At 70.7% G+C, this 19,678-nt stretch carries 19 protein-coding genes; all 19 read right to left on the reverse strand.

The window, feature by feature from the left end; translation table 11 throughout:
* Positions 1-172: 172 nt before the first annotated feature.
* Positions 173-673, reverse strand: a complete 501-nt coding sequence (locus ACF9IK_RS12870; RefSeq protein WP_238865240.1) for a DUF2550 domain-containing protein — start codon at positions 671-673, stop codon at positions 173-175.
* A 148-nt stretch (positions 674-821) separates the two neighbouring features.
* A complete protein-coding gene (locus ACF9IK_RS12875; RefSeq protein WP_395294355.1) occupies positions 822-1,205 on the reverse strand; it encodes a F0F1 ATP synthase subunit epsilon in 384 nt (127 codons plus the stop codon).
* A gap of 184 nt (positions 1,206-1,389) precedes the next feature.
* Positions 1,390-2,835: a F0F1 ATP synthase subunit beta gene (atpD, locus tag ACF9IK_RS12880; protein ID WP_395294356.1), complete on the reverse strand. Its 1,446-nt coding sequence runs from the start codon at positions 2,833-2,835 to the stop codon at positions 1,390-1,392.
* 2 nt (positions 2,836-2,837) lie between these two features.
* Entirely contained in the window at positions 2,838-3,752 is a 915-nt protein-coding gene (locus ACF9IK_RS12885) for a F0F1 ATP synthase subunit gamma (protein WP_395294357.1), read from the reverse strand.
* 32 nt (positions 3,753-3,784) lie between these two features.
* A complete protein-coding gene (gene atpA, locus ACF9IK_RS12890) occupies positions 3,785-5,359 on the reverse strand; it encodes a F0F1 ATP synthase subunit alpha (RefSeq protein ID WP_395294358.1) in 1,575 nt (524 codons plus the stop codon).
* Between the two features lie 151 nt (positions 5,360-5,510).
* On the reverse strand, positions 5,511-6,326 hold the full coding sequence (locus ACF9IK_RS12895; RefSeq protein WP_395294359.1) for a F0F1 ATP synthase subunit delta: 816 nt from the start codon (positions 6,324-6,326) through the stop codon (positions 5,511-5,513).
* Entirely contained in the window at positions 6,323-6,883 is a 561-nt protein-coding gene (locus tag ACF9IK_RS12900) for a F0F1 ATP synthase subunit B (protein ID WP_395294360.1), read from the reverse strand. Before ACF9IK_RS12900 ends, ACF9IK_RS12895 begins: the two co-directional genes overlap by 4 nt.
* 40 nt (positions 6,884-6,923) lie before the next feature.
* Positions 6,924-7,160, reverse strand: a complete 237-nt coding sequence (atpE, locus tag ACF9IK_RS12905; protein ID WP_148642913.1) for an ATP synthase F0 subunit C — start codon at positions 7,158-7,160, stop codon at positions 6,924-6,926.
* A gap of 91 nt (positions 7,161-7,251) precedes the next feature.
* Entirely contained in the window at positions 7,252-8,064 is an 813-nt protein-coding gene (gene atpB / locus ACF9IK_RS12910) for a F0F1 ATP synthase subunit A (RefSeq protein ID WP_395294361.1), read from the reverse strand.
* A gap of 285 nt (positions 8,065-8,349) precedes the next feature.
* A complete protein-coding gene (locus tag ACF9IK_RS12915; RefSeq protein ID WP_395294362.1) occupies positions 8,350-8,793 on the reverse strand; it encodes a hypothetical protein in 444 nt (147 codons plus the stop codon).
* Positions 8,794-9,088: 295 nt separating this feature from the next.
* The gene (locus tag ACF9IK_RS12920; RefSeq protein ID WP_395294363.1) at positions 9,089-10,432 is read right to left on the reverse strand and encodes an MraY family glycosyltransferase; all 1,344 of its coding nucleotides are present in this window, start codon (positions 10,430-10,432) and stop codon (positions 9,089-9,091) included.
* Positions 10,433-10,592: 160 nt separating this feature from the next.
* A complete protein-coding gene (gene glyA, locus ACF9IK_RS12925) occupies positions 10,593-11,897 on the reverse strand; it encodes a serine hydroxymethyltransferase (protein WP_395294364.1) in 1,305 nt (434 codons plus the stop codon).
* A gap of 198 nt (positions 11,898-12,095) precedes the next feature.
* Positions 12,096-12,737 carry a protein-tyrosine-phosphatase gene (locus ACF9IK_RS12930; protein ID WP_238865392.1) on the reverse strand — a complete coding sequence of 214 codons (642 nt, stop codon included), beginning with the start codon at positions 12,735-12,737 and terminating at the stop codon, positions 12,096-12,098.
* A 29-nt stretch (positions 12,738-12,766) separates the two neighbouring features.
* Complete coding sequence (locus tag ACF9IK_RS12935; RefSeq protein ID WP_395294365.1) at positions 12,767-13,414, reverse strand: L-threonylcarbamoyladenylate synthase; 648 nt, start codon at positions 13,412-13,414, stop codon at positions 12,767-12,769.
* Positions 13,415-13,502: 88 nt separating this feature from the next.
* Positions 13,503-14,369, reverse strand: a complete 867-nt coding sequence (gene prmC, locus ACF9IK_RS12940) for a peptide chain release factor N(5)-glutamine methyltransferase (protein ID WP_395294366.1) — start codon at positions 14,367-14,369, stop codon at positions 13,503-13,505.
* 61 nt (positions 14,370-14,430) lie between these two features.
* The gene (gene prfA / locus ACF9IK_RS12945; RefSeq protein ID WP_395294367.1) at positions 14,431-15,507 is read right to left on the reverse strand and encodes a peptide chain release factor 1; all 1,077 of its coding nucleotides are present in this window, start codon (positions 15,505-15,507) and stop codon (positions 14,431-14,433) included.
* 135 nt (positions 15,508-15,642) lie between these two features.
* Complete coding sequence (rpmE, locus tag ACF9IK_RS12950; protein WP_238865266.1) at positions 15,643-15,864, reverse strand: 50S ribosomal protein L31; 222 nt, start codon at positions 15,862-15,864, stop codon at positions 15,643-15,645.
* Positions 15,865-16,001: 137 nt separating this feature from the next.
* Positions 16,002-17,138: an LCP family protein gene (locus ACF9IK_RS12955; RefSeq protein ID WP_395294368.1), complete on the reverse strand. Its 1,137-nt coding sequence runs from the start codon at positions 17,136-17,138 to the stop codon at positions 16,002-16,004.
* 126 nt (positions 17,139-17,264) lie between these two features.
* Positions 17,265-19,346 carry a transcription termination factor Rho gene (rho, locus tag ACF9IK_RS12960; protein ID WP_395294369.1) on the reverse strand — a complete coding sequence of 694 codons (2,082 nt, stop codon included), beginning with the start codon at positions 19,344-19,346 and terminating at the stop codon, positions 17,265-17,267.
* Positions 19,347-19,678 lie beyond the last annotated feature (332 nt).

Below are 19,678 nucleotides of genomic sequence, written 5' to 3' on the forward strand. Positions count from 1 at the left end.
GCCGGTTAAGCGCCGTTAACCCCCTCACCCCGAGGGTCTCGTCGCTACGCGACGTTGACCGCCCCCAGCCTCCGGCCGGGAGGTACCCCCACCCCGAGGGTCTCGTCGCTACGCGACGTTGACCGCCCCCAGCCTCCGGCCGGGAGGTACCCCCACCCCGAGGGTCTCGTCGCTACGCGACGTTGACCCTCTGCCCGGGTGGGGCGGCTTCCAGCCAGGCGAGGAAGCCGGTGAGCGCGTCCTCGCTCATCGCCAGCTCCAGCGGCGCGCCGTTGTGCAGGCAGCGCAGCACCACCGAGCCGGAGAGCAGGGCCAGTTCCTCCTGGCCCTCCGGGTAGCGCCGGCCGAGCACCTCGATCTCCCGGCGCGGCAGCACCTTGCGCGGGCGCGGGGCGTACGAGAAGACCCGGAACCACTCGATCGAGTCGCCGCTGTAGCGGCCGATACCAAAAACCCACCCCTTGCCGTCGGTCTGGGGGACCGGGGCTGAGGTGGGCTTGCCGTTCTCGTCGAGGTCGGGCTGCGTGGAGGCGTCGGCGGGCATTTTGAGCCGGTAGCTGCAGTCGAAGGTGCCACCCGCCCGCTGGATCACACGGCGGCGTACCGCGAACGCGACCAGGCCGATCACACCCAGCGCCACGACCGCCGCACACACCACAAGGGCGAGGACCATGCTCACCTACCTCCTCGCTACCCGCGTTCCCCGTATCGGTCGTATCAGGCGACCGCGTTGACCTACCAACTGAGACGACAGTCCCGGGGTCACGCTCACGCGTCCCCGGGACCGTCGGTCGACCCCGCCAAGCCGGGGTCCGGCGCACTCAGGCGTGGGCCTTGAGACCGCGCGCCGCGAACAGCCGCACCTCGGCGCGGCGCTCGGCGTGCTGGTCCAGGTCCGACTTGGCCTGCTCCAGTGCGCGCTCGGCACGCGCGACGTCGATCTCGTCCGCCAGCTCGGCGATCTCCGCGAGCAGAGACAGCTTGTTGTCGGCGAAGGAGATGAAGCCGCCGTGCACAGCGGCGATGACGGTGCCGCCGTCCACCGTGCGGATGGTGACCGGACCGGTCTCCAGCACGCTCAGCACCGGGGTGTGGCCCGGCATGATGCCGGTGTCACCGGAGGCCGTACGGGCGACGACGATGGTGGCCGCACCGGACCACACCTTGCGGTCGGCTGCGACCAGCTCGACGTGCAGCTCAGCCAACGTGGGCTCCTAGGCTCATGCAACCCCCGATTACTCGGGAGTTTCGGTAAGAATAACGGCCCCGCGCCTCCGGCATGAAACCGGCGGCACGGATTTGACCGGAATCACAGCCGATGCGACGTGAGGGGCGGTCCCCAGGCTCGGGGGCCACCCCTCACGGTCACTCAGCTGCTACCGGCCGCGACTACTTCTTCGCGAGCTCGGCGGCGTTCTTCTCGAGGTCCTCGATGCCACCGCACATGAAGAAGGCCTGCTCCGGGACGGAGTCGTACTTGCCGTCCGCGATCGCGTTGAAGGCCTCGATGGTCTCCGACAGCGGCACGGTCGAACCCTCGACACCGGTGAACTGCTTCGCCACGTAGGTGTTCTGCGAGAGGAAGCGCTCGATGCGACGGGCCCGGTGGACCGTGATCTTGTCTTCCTCGGACAGCTCGTCCATACCGAGGATGGCGATGATGTCCTGGAGGTCCTTGTACTTCTGCAGGATCCCCTTGATACGGACGGCCGTGTCGTAGTGGTTCTGCGCGATGTACCGCGGGTCGAGGATGCGGGACGTGGAGTCCAGCGGGTCGACGGCCGGGTAGATGCCCTTCTCCGAGATCGGGCGCGACAGAACGGTGGTCGCGTCCAGGTGGGCGAAGGTGGTGGCGGGAGCCGGGTCGGTCAGGTCGTCGGCGGGGACGTAGATCGCCTGCATCGAGGTGATCGAGTGACCGCGGGTCGAGGTGATGCGCTCCTGCAGGAGGCCCATCTCGTCGGCCAGGTTCGGCTGGTAACCCACCGCGGAGGGCATGCGGCCGAGCAGGGTCGACACCTCGGAACCGGCCTGGGTGAACCGGAAGATGTTGTCGATGAAGAGCAGCACGTCCTGCTTCTGCACATCGCGGAAGTACTCCGCCATGGTCAGGGCGGACAGGGCCACGCGCAGACGGGTGCCCGGCGGCTCGTCCATCTGGCCGAAGACCAGCGCGGTCTTGTCCAGAACGCCCGAGTCGACCATCTCGTCGATGAGGTCGTTGCCCTCACGGGTGCGCTCGCCGACGCCGGCGAACACCGACACACCACCGAAGTTCTCGGCGACGCGGTAGATCATCTCCTGGATCAGAACGGTCTTGCCGACACCGGCACCACCGAACAGACCGATCTTGCCACCCTGGACGTACGGGGTGAGCAGGTCGATGACCTTGATGCCGGTCTCGAACATCTCGGTCTTCGACTCGAGCTCGGAGAAGTTCGGGGCCTTGCGGTGGATCGGCCAGCGGACCTGGACCTGGGAGTCGAACTCCGCCTTGTCCACGTTCAGGACCTCACCCAGGGCGTTGAAGACCTTGCCCTTGGTGATGTCGCCGACCGGCACCGAGATCGCGGCACCGGTGTCGGTGACCTGCGCACCACGGATCAGGCCGTCGGTCGGCTGCATCGAGATGCCGCGGACCAGACCGTCGCCGAGGTGCTGGGCGACCTCCAGGGTCAGGGTCTTCTTGCCCGTGCCGTCGGGGTTGTCGACCTCGACGTGCAGGGCGTTGAACATGTCCGGAATCGCGTCGACGGGGAACTCCACGTCGACGACCGGGCCGATGACCCGCGCGACGCGGCCCGTCGCCGTGGTCGGCTCAACAGTGGTGGTCATACTCATTCGCTCCCGCGGCTCGCGTCAGCGAGCGCGTTGGCGCCACCGACGATCTCGCTGATTTCCTGGGTGATCTCGGCCTGACGGGCCGAGTTGGCAAGCCGCGTGAGCGACTTGATGAGCTCGCCGGCGTTGTCCGTCGCGCTCTTCATCGCGCGGCGGCGGGCGGCGTGCTCGGAGGCTGCCGACTGCAGCAGCGCGTTGTAGATCCGGCTCTCGACGTACCGCGGCAGCAGTGCGTCCAGGACGCCCTCCGCCGACGGCTCGAAGTCGTACAGCGGGAAGATCTCCGACTTGGCCGGCTTCTGGTCGCTCAGCTGGACCTCGTCCAGCTTCAGCGGCAGCAGCCGGGACGCCACGGCGTCCTGCGTGAGCATCGACACGAACTCGGTCGAGACCACGTGCAGCTCGTCCACGCCGTCCGTCTCGGCCGTGAAGGCCTCGATCAGCTCGGCCGCCACCGTCTTCGCGTCACCGTAGGTCGGCTTGTCCGAGAAGCCCGTCCACGAGTTGCCCACCGCCAGGCCGCGGAAGGTGTAGTACGACAGGCCCTTCCGACCGACGACGTAGGTCACGACGTCCTTGCCCTCGCCGCGCAGGCGCTCGGTGAGCGTCAGCGAGGCCTTGATGGCGTTGGACGAGTAACCGCCGGCCAGGCCGCGGTCCGCCGTGATCAGCAGGACGGCCGCACGCGTGGCGTTCGGGTTCTCGGTGGTGAGCGGGTGCTTGGCGTTGGACCGGGTGGCCACCGCCGTCACCGCCCGGGTGAGCTCGTCGGCGTACGGAGCGGAGGCCGCCACCGCGCGCTGCGCCTTGCCGATGCGCGCCGCGGAGATCATCTCCATCGCCTTGGTGATCTTCTTCGTCGCGGTGACAGAGCGGATCCGGCGCTTGTAGACCCGAAGCTGTGCTCCCATGGGTCGTTACGTCCTTTCCCTCGCTACCGGACTCAGGCCTGCTCGGAGAGCAGCTTGCCGTCGGCGGTCTGGTAACCCTGCTTGAAGGCCTCGATCGCGCTGGTCAGCGCGTCGACGGTGCCGTCGGCCAGCAGACCGGTCTCGACGATGCCGGCCAGCAGGTCCTTGTGCTGCAGGCGGACGTAGTCGAGGAACTCGCGCTCGAAGCGGCGGATCTCGGCGATCGGGACGTCGTCCAGCTTGCCGGTGGTGCCGGCCCAGATGGAGACGACCTGCTCCTCGACCGGGAACGGCTGGTACTGGCCCTGCTTCAGCAGCTCGACCATGCGGGCACCGCGCTCCAGCTGGGCCTTGGAGGCCGCGTCCAGGTCGGAGCCGAAGCCGGCGAAGGCCTCAAGCTCACGGTACTGGGCGAGGTCCAGGCGCAGGCGGCCGGCGACCGAGCGCATGGCCTTGATCTGGGCGGAGCCGCCGACGCGGGAGACCGAGATACCGACGTTCACGGCCGGGCGGATGCCGGCGTTGAACAGGTCGGACTCCAGGAAGCACTGGCCGTCGGTGATGGAGATGACGTTGGTCGGGATGTACGCCGAGACGTCGTTCGCCTTGGTCTCGATGATCGGCAGACCGGTCATCGAGCCGCCGCCCAGCTCGTCGTTCAGCTTGGCGCAGCGCTCCAGCAGGCGGGAGTGCAGGTAGAAGACGTCACCCGGGTAGGCCTCGCGGCCCGGCGGGCGGCGCAGCAGCAGGGAGACGGAGCGGTAGGCCTCGGCCTGCTTCGACAGGTCGTCGAAGATGATCAGGACGTGCTTGCCGGCGTACATCCAGTGCTGGCCGATGGCCGAACCGGTGTACGGGGCGAGGTACTTGAAGCCGGCCGGGTCGGAGGCGGGAGCAGCCACGATGGTGGTGTACTCCAGCGCGCCGGCCTCCTCCAGGGCGCCGCGGACGGACGCGATGGTGGAGCCCTTCTGACCCACGGCGACGTAGATGCAGCGGACCTGCTTCTCCGGGTCGCCCGAGCGCCAGTTGTCGCGCTGGTTGATGATCGTGTCGACGGCCACCGCGGTCTTGCCGGTCTGGCGGTCACCGATGATCAGCTGACGCTGGCCACGGCCGATCGGGGTCATCGCGTCGATGGCCTTGATGCCGGTCTGCAGCGGCTGCTTGACCGACTTGCGGGCCATGACGCCGGGGGCCTGCAGCTCCAGGGCGCGGCGGGACTCGGCGGCGATCTCGCCCAGGCCGTCGATCGGGTTGCCCAGCGGGTCCACGACGCGGCCCAGGTAGCCGTCGCCGACCGGGACCGAGAGGACCTCGCCGGTGCGGCGGACCGTCTGGCCCTCCTCGATGCCGCTGAACTCGCCGAGGACGACGACACCGATCTCGCGGGTGTCGAGGTTCAGCGCGAGGCCGAGCGTGCCGTCCTCGAACTTCAGCAGCTCGTTGGCCATGACCGAGGGCAGACCCTCGACCTTGGCAATACCGTCCATGGCCTCGGTGACCGTGCCGACCTCTTCAACAGAAGCGGCGTCCGGCTGGTACGACTGGACAAAGTCGGCCAGCGCGTCCCGGATCTCCTCCGGACGGATCGTAAGCTCCGCCATCAGGCTTCCCTGCTCTCCTAGTTTGCGATCCTCGGCCCGCCATTGAGGGCCGCAAGTATTCGACTCTCGGCCGGGTCTCTCGAACCGGCCGTACGATTTGCCGGCTCCGGTGGAGCCGGGTCCCGACCGAGGGTCGGATGTGCTTCGGTGCTCAGCCTTCGAGCGACTGGCGAGCGCCTTCGAGGCGGCTCGACACGGTGCCGTCGATGATCTCGTCGCCGATCTGGACCCGGACACCACCGACGACCGAGGGGTCGACGTCGATGTTCAGGTGGACCTGGCGGCCGTGCATCCGGCCCAGAGCGGCCGACAGGCGCTCCTTCTGGACGTCCGACAGCGGCACCGCGGTGGTGACCAGGGCCACCACACGCCCGCGCCGAGCGGCGGCGAGCTTCGAGTAGGACTCGAGGCCCTGCTCAAGGCTACGGCCACGCGGGTGGTTGACCAGGGCGATCACCAGTCGGACGGTGCCCGCGTTGGCGCGGCCGCCGAGCAGCTTCTTGATCAGCTCCGCCTTGGCGGCGGCACCGGCCTTGGGCTCGGTCAGCGCGGTGCGCAGCTCGTGCGAGCCGCTCACCACCCGGCCGAACCGGAACAGCTCGTCCTCGACGTCGTCCAGGACACCGGCCTTGTCGGCGGCGATGGCCTCGGCGTACGCGGCCAGCTCCTCGGTCGCGTCGACCAGGTCGCGCGCACCCGACCAGCGGGAGCGGACCAGGCCGGAGACCAGGTCCACCGTCTCGCCGGAGACCTGGCCGGCCAGCAGCGAGGAGACCAGCTGGGCCTTGTCCTGACCCGACCGGGACGGGTCGGTCAGGACGCGGCGCAGCGACACCTCACGGTCCAGCAGGACCGTGACGGCGGTGAGCTCCTCGGCGAGCTTGGCCGCGTCCACCGAAGTGGAGTCGGTCAGACCCTCCAGGTTCTGCCGCCCGGAGGCGAGGGCCTCGCGGCTAGCGCCGATCACTTGGCCGCACCCTGAGCAACGGCGGCCTTGGCCTCCAGCTCGTCCAGGAAGCGGTCGATGACGCCGCTCTGCCGCGCGTGGTCCTCAAGGGACTCACCCACGATGCGGGAGGCCAGCTGCGAGGCCAGCGAACCCACGTCCTGGCGCAGGGCGGCAGTCGCCTGCTTCTTGTCGGCCTCGATCTGGGCGTGGCCGGCGGCGACGATGGCCTCGCGCTGACGCAGGCCCTCCTCGCGCATCTCGCCGAGCTGGGCCGCGCCCTGCTCGCGAGCCTGCTCGACGATGCGGGCAGCCTCGTGACGCGCCTCGGCGAGCTCGGCGCGGTACTGCTCAAGCAGGGCCTGGGCCTCAGCCTGAGCGGCCTCGGCCCGCTCCATCCCGCCCTCGATGGCGTCCCGGCGCTCCGACAGCACCTTCTCGATGCTGGGGAGGAGCTTCTTGCCGAGCAGGCCGAAGACGATGAAGAAGCAGAGCAGGCCGATGATGATCTCGGGCCACGCGGGGAGGAGAGGGTTCATCTTCTCCTCTTCCTGCGCAAGCTGAGCCACGATGCCCATGCTCATATCTGGACCTTCCTCGAAAGGGTCTGCGGCGGGATTACTTGTTGCCGAAGACGAACGGCATGACGATGCCGATGAGGGCCAGCGCCTCGGTCAGCGCGAAGCCGATGAACATGTTGGAACGGATGAGACCGGCAGCCTCGGGCTGACGGGCCATGGCCTGGACACCGTTACCGAAGATGAGACCGACGCCGATGCCGGGGCCGATCGCGGCGAGGCCGTAGCCGATGGAAGCGACGGAACCGTAGACAGTGCCCTCAGCGAGGAAGCTCATTGCAGTTGTCCTTTGCAGGGGTGGTGAACCGGTGGTGATTGGCCACCGGGCGATCCGGGAGTTGGTTCAGGGAGGGCCGAGGCCCCCTGGCTCAGTGCGCCTCTTCGAGGGCACCGGCGATGTAGCTGCTGGCCAGCATCACGAAGATGTAGGCCTGCAGGAACTGGACCAGCAGCTCGAAGGCGGTCAGGGCGACGGCGACGATGAACGAGGCCGAGCCGTAGAGCGCACCCAGGGTCGGGCTGAGCAGGTACCAGGAGGCGATGGAGAACATCACGATCAGCAGGTGGCCGGCGAACATGTTCGCGAAGGCTCGGACCGCGAGCGTGAAGGGGCGCACGAAGATGTTCGAGAAGAACTCGATCGGCACCAGGATGAACATGACCCAGCCGGGGATGCCCGAGGGCCAGCAGAGGTTCTTGAAGCCGCCGACGAAGCCGTGCTTCTTGAAGGTCAGCGTCATGTAGGTGACCCAGACGACGGCCGCGAGGCCGGCCGGGAACGCGATCGCCGCGGTGACCGGGAACTGGGCGAACGGGATGATCGACATGATGTTCATCAGCCAGATGAAGAAGAACATCGAGACGAGCATCGGGACGTACTTCTCGCCCTTCTTGCCGATCGTCTCCAGCACGATGGACCGCTTGACGAAGTCGTAGCCGATCTCGGCGACCAGCTGCAGCTTGCCCGGAACGAGGCGGGGCTTGGCGAAGGCCGACCAGAAGAAGACGACGACCAGCAGCGCGACGACCATCGACAGCAGCATCGGCTTGTTGAACTCGACGCTGCCGATCGTGAAGATCGGCTTGAACTGGAACTCGTTCAGACCCGGGGCCGGGAAGCCGCAGCCTGCGTCCCCGAAGTGGCAACTGCCTGAGGCGAGCTTCGTGAGTTCAGCACTCACCACGGACTCCTTCGTCGTGACGCATGGTTACGGCAACCTCGGTGTGTCGGCGTGGCCTGCGACCACGGAGCGGCACTGGTACTTGATGGGTTTCTCGCAGACCCTGCGCGGCGGTGCGTCGCACCGTCGCGGGATCATCGAAGACTGCGCGGGTCCGGGGGGCGATCCGTCCATCGATCGGACAGACCAGGCCTCTTCCCGTACTCCGTTGTTGCGACGGACGATAGCAGCCCGTCAGTGCGGCATAAACACCGCCCCCCTCGTTGGGGGGACAGCCCGGCCTCGTCACTGTTGACGGCCCGGGTCGGAAGGCTTGTCGGCCTTGCTTTCGGTGGCGTCGGGGTCGACGTAGAAGGTCTTGGCCTTGAGTGCGCCGCGCACCTGGAAACCCGTCCAGATCAGGGCGCAGCCCAGCAGGGTGAAGGCGAACGCCTGCCGGTTGAAGAGGTCGGTGTTCTTGAAGACCGCGAGGACGATGCCGACCAGCAGGATCTGAGTGGTGTAGACCAGGAGTGCCGCGGCCATCATGATGTGCGGATTCGACCTGGTCAGCCGGTCGAGCGCCACCTGGCCGGAGCTGAAGAACGCCATCACCAGCAGCGTTCCGAAGAGGGCGCCGAGCAGCCCCTTGCCACCCGCGACGGCAAAGGAGATCACCATGGCGATGATTCCGGCGACCGCAGTGGGGATCGCGGCGCCTCGGAGGATCCGGGCGTCGTTGGACGGCATGTCGGCAACTCCGGCGGCATGTCGATGTGACAGGGGGACGGGCACAGAACGTGGTGGGTGACACCGGACCGAGGGGGCGCCGCAGGCCGGCCGCTCGACGGCGAGCCCGTCGAGGGAGACCGGCCAGGGACGGAAGTCATCCACCTGTGAGGTCTTTCGGCGTGTTCTCGGTACTCGTGAACGGTATCACAAACTATTTGATGAGAGCTTTACCATGAATGTGTGGCACCTGTCACACCAACGGACCAAGAGTGCCGCCGTTTGGATGAACCCGTATGACGGTACGTCAATTCACCTACCGGCCACGGCCGCTTCCATGTCCCCGACCGGAGACCGCGGACGAACCCTTGCCGAGTTCACCGAGCAGTTCCTTGTCCTTCGCCGACAGTTCCGCCATCGGTTCGGGGGCCGGCGCGACCGCGGCGGCCTCACTCCCGGTGACCGCCGCGGCGGCGGCGCGGCCGGCAACGGGGCGGCGGCGGTAGCGCGGCGGGACGAAGGACTGCACGGCCCGCGGGGCCCGCGGGCGGAACCGCGGGGTCAGCAGCACGACCAGGCCGACCAGGCAGAGCCCGGCCAGCGTCAGCACGACCGTGCGGCCGGTGTTGGTCACCGAGAAGGCGACCGTGCCGAAGGCGATCAGCGCCGCCCAGAAGTACATGATCAGCACGGCCCGGCTGTGCGAGTGGCCGACCTGCAACAGGCGGTGGTGCAGGTGGCGTTTGTCCGCGGCGAACGGCGACTGTCCGGCCCAGGTGCGGCGGACCACGGCGAGCAGCAGGTCGGCCAGCGGCAGCGCGATGACGGTCAGCGGCAGCAGCAGCGGGATGTAGATCGGCACGAGGGCGTGGACGGTGGCGGTCTGCGAACCGGTCTCGCTGGTGATCAGGTCGGGGTCGACGCGGCCGGTGATGGAGATCGCGGCGACGGCGAGCATCAGGCCAAGCATCATCGAGCCGGAGTCGCCCATGAAGATCCGGGCCGGGTGCAGGTTGTGCGCCAGGAAGCCCATGCACATGCCGATCAGCAGCACGCTGAAGAGCACGGCGGGGGCCGCGTCCATGATCGTGTAGCCGTACCAGAGCCGGTAGGAGTACAGGAAGAACGCCATCGCGGCGATGCAGACCATGCCGCCGGCCAGGCCGTCCAGGCCGTCGATGAAGTTCACCGCGTTGACCATGACGACCACCAGGGTGACCGAGATGACCATGCCCTGGGTGGGGCTCACCGCGACCGCGCCCACGCCGGGCACCGGCAGGGTGATCACCGTGACCCCCTGCCAGACCATCACACCGGCGGCGATCATCTGGCCGCCGAGCTTGACCAGGGCGTCCACGCCCCACTTGTCGTCGAGCACGCCGAGCAGCCACATGATCCCGGCGCCGGAGAGCAGCGCGCGGATGTCGGTGCCCTGGGAGAAGACCTTGGACAGGTTGTCCAGCTGCGAGGCGACCAGGATGCCCGCGCAGAGGCCGCCGAACATGGCGATGCCGCCGAGCCGCGGCGTGGGCTCCCGGTGCACGTCACGGGCGCGCAGCGGTGGCATCGCGCCGGCCGCGATCGCGAACTTCCGGACCGGCCCGGTCAGCAGGTAGGTGACGGCCGCGGTGCAGAACAGCACCAGCAGATACTCACGCACCACTGGCCTCCTGCATCACTGTCCGACGGGTGGGTACCGAAGGTACTCCCGTGTCTGTCCGGGGTTCGAGGTGCGTCGCCACGGCACACACCTTATTGAGTCGGACGCCCGGGCCGTGCATCGCGGTTCGCCCCACCGGGTAGGAGATCGGGTTGCCCGCTCATCGCCGACCGGCGAAGGCCCGGGCGAGCTCCCGGACGCGGGCCCCGATCCGCACGTCCGTGCCACCGGTGAGCAGCCGTCCGATCAGACCGGCGATCTCGGCCAGTTCGGCCTCGCCCATGCCCTGCGAGGTCACGGTACCGGTCCCGAGCCGGATCCCCGAGGTCTCGGCGGGCGGCGCGGGATCGTACGGCACGGCGCACTTGCCGAGCAGTACGCCTGCCGCGGCGCAGCGGCGCTCGGCCTCGGCGCCGCTGACCCCGAGCGGGGAGACGTCCGCGGTCACCAGGTGGGTGTCGGTTCCGCCCGTCAACGGGCGCATTCCGGCCTCTGCGAGCCCCTTGGCGAGGACCCGCGCCCCGGCCACCGTCCGCTCCGCGTAGGCCCGGTACGCGGGCGTCGCGGCCTCCGCCAGCGCCACGGCCTTGCCGGCCACCTCGTTCATCGCCGCACCGCCCTGGCTGAACGGGAAGACCGCCCGGTCGATCCGCTCGGCCAGCTCGGCGGTGGAGAGCAGCAGGCCGCCGCGCGGGCCGCGGAGCAGCTTGTGGGTGGCGGCCACGGTGACGTCCGCGTAGGGCACCGGGGAGGGCGCCAGACCCGCCGCGACCAGGCCGGTGGTCTGCGCGGCGGAGGCGATCAGGAAGGCGTCCGCCTCGTCGGCGATCTCCCGGAAGGCGGCCCAGTCGGGGTGCCGGGGGTGGGAGATGGAGCCGGCCACGATGGCCTTGGGCCGGTGCAGCCGGGCGAGCGCGCGGACCTCGTCGAGATCGATCAGGCCGTCCTCGCGGCGCACCCCGTAGCCGACGAACTCGAACCAGCGACCGGAGAAGTTGGCGCGCGAGCCGCAGCTCAGGTGGCCGCCGTGCTCCAGCGACATCGCCAGCACCGTGTCGCCCGGCCGCAGCAGTGCCGCGTAGGCCGCGAGCATCGCCGAAGTGGCCGACCGGGGCTGGACGTTGGCGTGCGGGGCGGCGAACAGTGCGCGGGCCCGGTCGACCGCCAGCAGCTCGGCGGCGTCCGCCAGCGCGCACCCGGTGTGGTGGCGGCGGCCCGGGTAACCCTCGGCGTACTTGTCGATCAGGGGACCGGTGAGCGCGGCCAGCACGGCCGCACTGGTGAGGTTCTCCCCCGCGAGCAGCTGGATGCTCTCGGCGCGGCGCTCGGCCTCGGCGGCGAGCAGGTCGGCCAGCTGGGGGTCGGCCCGGCGCAGCGCCTCGGAGGCCCACCGGCCGCCGGTACCGGCCGGCTCGGTCGTCTCGGTGGTTCCGGCGGATCCGGTCGCGGCATCGGTGACGGTCATGGCGGGGCTCCCGGGCTGCATCGGGGCGCCTCCCGGCCGGAGGCTGGGGTGAGGGTTCCTCCAGCGTAGGACCGGTCCTCCCGGCCGGCCTGCCGACGCGTACCGGGTGCACCCACCCGGCGGCAGGGCACCGGGACCAGCGCCCGGTGCCGCAGTGCCCCGGCAAGGAGGGCGCGCCGGTGCCGCGGTGTTACAGCCCTAGCGCGGCGCGGGGATGCCCGTCAGTGCCGTGACCACCGGGTCCACCGCGTGGAATATCTCCTCGCCGCAGTTGCGGAACATGCCGATCGGCGCGCCGTACGGGTCGTGCACCTCGTCCGACTCCGGGCTGGCGGCGAGCAGCCAGCCGCGCAGCGCGGCCGCCGCCCGCACCAGCGCGCGGGCGCGCTCGGTGACGTCGGCGCCGCGGCGCGGGTCGGGCAGGGTGCCCGGGTCTATCGTCCGCACCAGGCGGGTGAACTCCTTCAGGGTGAAGGTGCGCAGCCCGGCCTCGTGGCCCATCGAGATCACCTGGGCGCGGTGGTCCAGGGTCGCGGTGAGCACGAGGTCGGCCTCGACCACGTGCTCGTCCAGCAGCTCGCGGCCGGTGAAGCCGCCGCTGTCGGCACCGTACTCGTCCAGCACCGTGGCGGCGTGCTCCTCCATCGGCGCGCCCTCGTGGCCCCAGGTGCCGGCGCTCTCCACCAGGATCCGGCCGGCCACCCGGGGGCTGAGCCGGGTGTCCAGCTCACGCCGGGTGAGCCGCTCGGCGATCGGCGAGCGGCAGATGTTCCCCGTGCAGACGAACAGGATCCGGAAGTGGTCCAGCGGCCTGGGACCCACGCTCAGGTACGGCGATATGCCGGGCCCGGCATGGAGGGAGGCGGCCGTCAACTGCCGGCCTCCAGGTCGGGGACGACCTCCCTCAGCTGCTCGGCGCTGATCGCGCCGGCCCGCAGCAGGACCGGGACCTTGCCCGTGACGTCGACGATGGAGGACGCGGTGGCGTGGTCCGCCGTACCGCCGTCCAGGTAGACCGAGATGGCGTCGCCGAGCTGCTGCTGGGCCTCGTCGCAGGTGGACGGGGACGGGCCGCCGGTCTTGTTGGCGCTGGAGACGGCCAGCGGGCCGGTGGTGTTCAGCAGCTCGATCGCGACCGGGTGCAGCGGCATCCGGACCGCGACGGTGCCGCGGGTCTCGCCGAGGTCCCAGCGCAGCGAGGGCTGGTGCCGGGCGACGAGGGTGAGACCGCCGGGCCAGAAGGCGTCGACCAGCTCCCACGCCTGCTCGGAGAAGTCGGTGACCAGCCCGTGCAGGGTGGTCGGCGAGCCGACCAGGACCGGCGAGGGCATGTTGCGGCCGCGGCCCTTCGCGGCCAGCAGCGCGGCGACGGCATCGGGCGAGAAGGCGTCCGCGCCGACGCCGTACAGGGTGTCGGTCGGCAGCACGACGAGTTCGCCGCGGCGGATGGCCGAGGCGGCCTCGCGCAGGCCGGTGGCACGGTCCCCGGCGTCGGCACAGTCGTAACGGCGGCTCATCGGTGCGGTCCCCTTCCGAGATGGCTGGTCACGCGGGCGGTCGGGCTCGGCGGCACCGCCCTGCCCGCGGTGGTGCGGCGCCGGCCGGTCACAGCGAGGCCTTCCGGGCCGTCGTGAAGCGCGGGCGGTTGTTCAGGTCGCGGTGGTCGGCGGTGTCCGTCCAGCCACCGTCCTCGTTGAAGATCCACGGCACCTGGCCGCCCTGGGTGTCGGCGTGCTCGATCACCACGGCGCCGCCCGGGCGCAGCAGGCGGGCGGCGACCCGCTCGATGCCGCGGATGGTGTCCAGGCCGTCCTCGCCCGAGAACAGCGACATCTGCGGGTCGTGGTCGCGCGCTTCGGGCGCCACGTACTCCCACTCGGTGAGCGGGATGTACGGCGGGTTGGAGATCACCAGGTCGAAGCGGCCGTCCCAGGAGCGGTCGTCCTCGAAGGCGCGGGTGGCGTCGCCGGCGTGCAGGGTGACCCGGGCCCGGTCGGAGCTCGCCTCGATGTTGCGCCGGGTGTAGCGCAGCGCGCCCTCGTCCAGCTCGAAGGCGTGCACGCTGGAGCGCGGCAGCTCCTGGGCCAGGGCCAGCGCGATGGCGCCGGAGCCGGAGCAGAGGTCGACCACCAGCGGCTCTGCGACGTCCATGTCGCGCACGGCGTCTATGGCCCACTCGACGACCGACTCGGTCTCCGGGCGTGGCACGAAGACGCCGGGGCCGACCTCCAGCTCCAGGTAGCGGAAGAACGCCCGCCCGGTGATGTGCTGCAGCGGCTCGCGCGCCTCGCGCCGGGAGACGGCCTCCCAGTAGCGGGCGTCGAACTCGGCGTCCTTCACCGTGTGCAGCTGGCTGCGCTTGACGTTGTGGACGTGGGCGGCGAGCTCCTCCGCGTCGAAGCGCGGCGACGGCACGCCGGCCGCGGCCAACCGCTGGGTGGCCTGGGCCACCTCGGCGAGCAGCAGGTTCATCCGTACGACCTCTTGTTTCTGCGCTCCGGCTACTGACGGCAGTGGTGCCCGGACGCCGGTCTCAGTTCTGTTGGGCCGCGGCGAGCTTGGCCGCCGCGTCCGCGTCCACGCAGGACTGGATCACCGCGTTCAGGTCGCCGTCCAGGACCTGGTCCAGGTTGTACGACTTGAAGCCCGTGCGGTGGTCCGAGATGCGGTTCTCGGGGTAGTTGTAGGTGCGGATCCGCTCGGAGCGGTCCACGGTGCGGACCTGGCTCCGGCGCGCGTCCGAGGCCTCCCGCTCGGCCTCCTCCTGGGCGGCGGCCAGGAGCCGCGACCGCAGGATGCGCATCGCCTGCTCCTTGTTCTGCAGCTGGCTCTTCTCGTTCTGGCAGGACGCCACGATACCGGTCGGCAGGTGGGTGATCCGGACCGCGGAGTCGGTGGTGTTGACCGACTGGCCGCCGGGGCCGGACGAGCGGTAGACGTCGATCCGCAGGTCGTTGGCGAGGATCTCGACCTCGACCTCCTCCGCCTCGGGGGTGACCAGCACGCCCGCCGCGGAGGTGTGGATGCGGCCCTGCGACTCGGTGGCGGGGACGCGCTGCACGCGGTGCACGCCGCCCTCGTACTTCAGGCGGGCCCAGACGCCCTGGCCGGGCTCGGCGCCGCCCTTGGTCTTCACGGCCACCGAGACGTCCTTGTAGCCGCCGAGGTCGGACTCGTTGGAGTCGATGATCTCGGTCTTCCAGCCGATCCGCTCGGCGTAGCGCAGGTACATCCGCAGCAGGTCGCCGGCGAACAGCGCGGACTCCTCACCGCCCTCGCCCGCCTTGATCTCCAGGATGACGTCCTTGTCGTCGCTCGGGTCACGCGGCACGAGCAGCAGCCGGAGCTCCTCGGTCAGCTCCTCGCGGCGGGCCTCGGAGTCCTTCACCTCGGCGATGAAGTCCGGGTCCTCGGCGGCGAGTTCACGCGCGGCCTCGATGTCCTCGCCGGCCTGCCGCCACGCCCGGTAGACCCGGGTGATCGGGGTCAGCTCCGCATAGCGCTTGGCCAGCTTGCGGGCGTTGGCCTGGTCGGCGTGGACGGACGGGTCGGCCAGCCTCGTTTCGAGGTCGGCGTGCTCGACGAGGAGCTCTTCGACTGCCTCGAACATGGGTGGCCTTCTTCCCGTGAGATGGGGTGGTGGTGGGGTCGCGGGGCGCTCGCGCGCCGGGGGACGCGAACGGCGCCGGCCCCCAGTGCCCCCGGAACGAGTACGGGGGCACCGGGAACCGGCGCCGCGGGAGCGCTAGGCCTTCGCGCTGTGCTGCTTGCCGAAGCGGGCCTCGAAGCGGGCCACGCGGCCACCGGTGTCGAGGATCTTCTGCTTGCCGGTGTAGAACGGGTGGCACTGCGAGCAGACCTCGGCGCGGATCTCGCCGCTGGTCTCGGTCGAGCGGGTGGTGAACTCGTTGCCGCAGGTGCAGGTCACACGGGTGACCACGTACTCGGGGTGAACGTTGGACTTCAAGGGGTTCTCCTAGTGATCGGGAGGGCACCGGGTCGGCGGCTGGAGTGCCGCACGTGAACCGGGACCGACGGACCAGTCTGCCAGGACCGGCCGCTTCTTCCCAAACCGGGGAGCGTTCCGGGATATTCCGGGCCGGGTCAGCGGGTGGCGCCCGCTCCCGAGCCGGTACCCGCGCCCGTCCCCGCGGCCGCCTTGGGCGAGGCCTTGGCCGGGGCCGTGGGGGTCGCCAGGGCGGGGTTCTCCGGCTGTTCCCCCAGCACCGCCCGCGGGAGCTCCCCGTCCGCCTTCAGGGCCGCCCAGAGCTGGTCCGCCTGCGGCTGCTCGGCGACCACGCGGTTGGGGTCGCCGGGGGCCGCCACCACCGGCAGGGTGACCATGGTGAGCTGGTCCGGACCGATCCCCTTGAGCTCCTGGGCCAGCCCCACCAGGGAGTTCACCGAGGCCAGCGCCGTGTCGGTGGTGATGCTGCGGGTCAGGGTGTCGCCGACCGACCAGAGCTTGACCGGGTTGGCGAACAGGCCCGCCCCACCGGTCTGCCGCAGCAGCGACCTCACCATCTGCTTCTGCAGCTCGATCCGGCCGAGGTCGCTGCCGTCGCCGACGCCGTGCCGGGTGCGGACGAAGGCCAACGCCTGCCGGCCGTCGAGGTGGTGCTCGCCGGGCGGGAGGTCCAGCCCGCTGTCCCGGTCGTGGATGGCCACCGTGGTGGTCACGGTGACCCCGCCTATCGCGTCCACGACGCGGGCGAAGCCGGCGAAGTCGATCTCGACGTAGTGGTCCATCCGCAACCCGGTGAGCTGCTCGGTGGTCTTGACCGCGCACGCGGCGCCACCGACCTCGTAGGCGCTGTTGAACATGGCGCGCTTGGACCCGGGCACGGTCCGGCCGGTGCCGTCGGCGCAGTCCGGGCGGGCGACCAGGGTGTCGCGCGGGATCGAGACCACCTCGGCCCGCGAGTGGTCCTGGTTGACGTGGAGCACCATGGCGGTGTCCGAGCGGGCGGTGCCGCCGGTGTCCCCGCCGGCCAGGTCGCCGTTCCCGCCGGCCCGCGAATCCGAGCCCAGCACCAGGATGTTGAACGACCCGTCGGTGGCGGACGACGGCCTGGCGGTGCCCAGCCGGGCGTCGATGTCGACGCTCTGGATGTTCCCGTTCAGCCTGAAGTACGCGTAGCCGGCCACCCCGGCCCCGAGGACGACGAGCGCGGCGGCCGCGCACGCGGCCGCCAGCAGGACCCTGCGGCGGCGTGTCGTCACCCTCTCGTGCTCGGCCATACGTTCCAGAGTAAATCGGACAACATGATCCAAAGAGCTCGATCTGTCCCAACTCCGGAACAAACACGGAACCCTGGCCCGCTCGCGCGGACCAGGGTTCTGTGCTCAGGAACTGCTCATGTACGGTCAGTCGCCGGACCCGGGGGTCGTCTTGGCGATCTGCATCAGGAACTCGGCGTTGGACTTGGTCTGCTTCATCTTGTCCAGCAGCAGCTCGATCGCCTGCTGCGAGTCGAGCGCGTGCAGCACCCGGCGGAGCTTCCAGACGATGGCCAACTCCTCGCTGCCCAGCAGGATCTCCTCCTTGCGGGTGCTGGAGGCGTCGACGTCGACGGCCGGGAAGATGCGCTTGTCCGAGAGCTTCCGGTCGAGCTTGAGCTCCATGTTGCCGGTGCCCTTGAACTCCTCGAAGATCACCTCGTCCATCCGCGAGCCGGTCTCGACCAGCGCGGTGGCCAGGATGGTCAGCGAGCCGCCGTTCTCGATGTTGCGCGCGGCACCGAAGAACTTCTTCGGCGGGTAGAGCGCGGTCGAGTCGACACCACCGGACAGGATGCGGCCGGAGGCCGGCGCCGCCAGGTTGTAGGCGCGGCCGAGGCGGGTGATCGAGTCCAGCAGGATGACCACGTCGTGGCCCAGCTCCACCAGGCGCTTGGCGCGCTCGATGGCCAGCTCGGCGACGGTGGTGTGGTCCTCCGCCGGGCGGTCGAAGGTCGAGGAGATGACCTCGCCCTTCACCGACCGCTGCATGTCGGTGACCTCTTCCGGACGCTCGTCGACCAGGACGACCATCAGGTGGCACTCGGGGTTGTTGTGGGTGATCGCGTTGGCGACCGCCTGCAGCACCATCGTCTTGCCGGTCTTCGGCGGCGCGACGATCAGACCGCGCTGGCCCTTGCCGATCGGCGACACGAGGTCGATGATCCGGGTGGTCAGCACGCCCGGGTCGGTCTCCAGGCGCAGCCGCTCCTGCGGGTAGAGCGGGGTCAGCTTGTTGAACTCGGGGCGGCCGCGGCCGCTCTCCGGGTCCATGCCGTTGACCGAGTCCAGCCGCACCATGGCGTTGAACTTCTCGCGGCGCTCGCCGTCGCGCGGCTGGCGCACCGCGCCGGTGATGGCGTCACCCTTGCGCAGGCCGTTCTTGCGGACCTGGGCGAGCGAGACGTAGACGTCGTTCTGACCCGGCAGGTAGCCGGACGTGCGCACGAAGGCGTAGTTGTCGAGGATGTCGAGGATGCCCGCGACCGGGATCAGGACGTCGTCCTCGCCGACCTGCGGCTCGGCCACGCCGGCCTCGAAGCCCTCGCGGCGGCCGCGGCCACGGCGGTCGCGGTAGCGCCCGCGGCGGCCGCGACGGCCGTCGCCGAACTCGTCGTCCTCGTAGCCGCCCTGCTGCTGCGCCTGCGGCTGGGCCTGCTGCTGGCCCTGGCGGGCCTGGCCGCCGTCGGCCTGGCCGCCCTGCTGCTGGCCCTGGCGCTCGGTGCGCTCACGGCGGTTGCGGCGGTCACGGCGGGACTCCCGGCCCTCGCCGTCCTGGCCGGCCTGCGCCTCGCCGCCCTCCGGGCGGACCTCGCGCTCGCCGCCCTCGCGGCGGTCGCGGCGGTCGCGGCGGTCGCGGCGGGTCTCGGTGCGGCCCTCCTCCCGGGCCTCGGAGCCGCGGGTCTCGGCCGGGCGGGCCTCGGCCTGCTTGGCCTCGGTGGCGACCGCGGCGGGCGCCTCGGCGGCGGTCTCCGCGGTCGGGGCGCCGGCGGCCGAGGTGGCGCGGCGGCGGGTGCGCTCGGTGCGGGCGGGCGCGGCGGTCTCGGCGGCGGCCTGGACCGGGATCTCGATCTGGGCCTGTGCCTCGGCAGCCGGGGCCTCGGCCTGCGCGGCCTTCGCCCGGCGGGCCGGCTTCTCGGCGGCCGGCTCGGCGCTGTCCGCCTTGGCGGCGCGCTTGGCGGCCGGGGCGGCGGTGGCGCCGCCCGCGGCGAGCAGCGGGTCCCCGCCGCTCTTCTCCTTGATGGCCTCGATCAGCTGGCTCTTGCGCAGGCGTCCCGTGCCGCTGATCCCGAGCGTCGAGGCGAGCTTCTGCAGCTCGGCCAGGACGAGGCCGTCCAGGCCCGCGGCGGCGGTACGACGGCGCCGGGCCGGGGCCGCGGGGGCGGCGGCGGCTGCGTCCGACGCCTCGGCGTCCGGGCGCGCGCCCATCAGATCGGTGGTGTCGCTCACTAAGGGTCCTTCCCTGGAGCGGACGTCGGCCTGTCTGGCTCGGCGACCGGTTGTGCTGTCCTGACCAACGCTCGACTGCGTCGGTCCGAGGCGGTGATCCCCCGAATGGCGGGTAGCCCGTCGAGGGGGAGCTGCGAGGTGCGGTGCATGAAGCACGGTGGTGCTGAGTTGGCGCGGCGGGTCGGTCGCGTGCCGACCCTCCCCCCAGCCTCCGGCCGGGAGGGGGCGTACCCCCACGCTGCCTGCGAATCCCGGGCCCCCGTCGCGTGACGGTGGCCCGTGCTCCGCCCGTCCTGGCCTCAGGTGGGAGGCCGCGGGTGGGAGTCAGGTGC

Origin of the sequence: Kitasatospora hibisci, assembly GCF_043950205.1 — a bacterium.
GTDB classification, from domain to species: Bacteria; Actinomycetota; Actinomycetes; order Streptomycetales; family Streptomycetaceae; genus Kitasatospora; species Kitasatospora hibisci.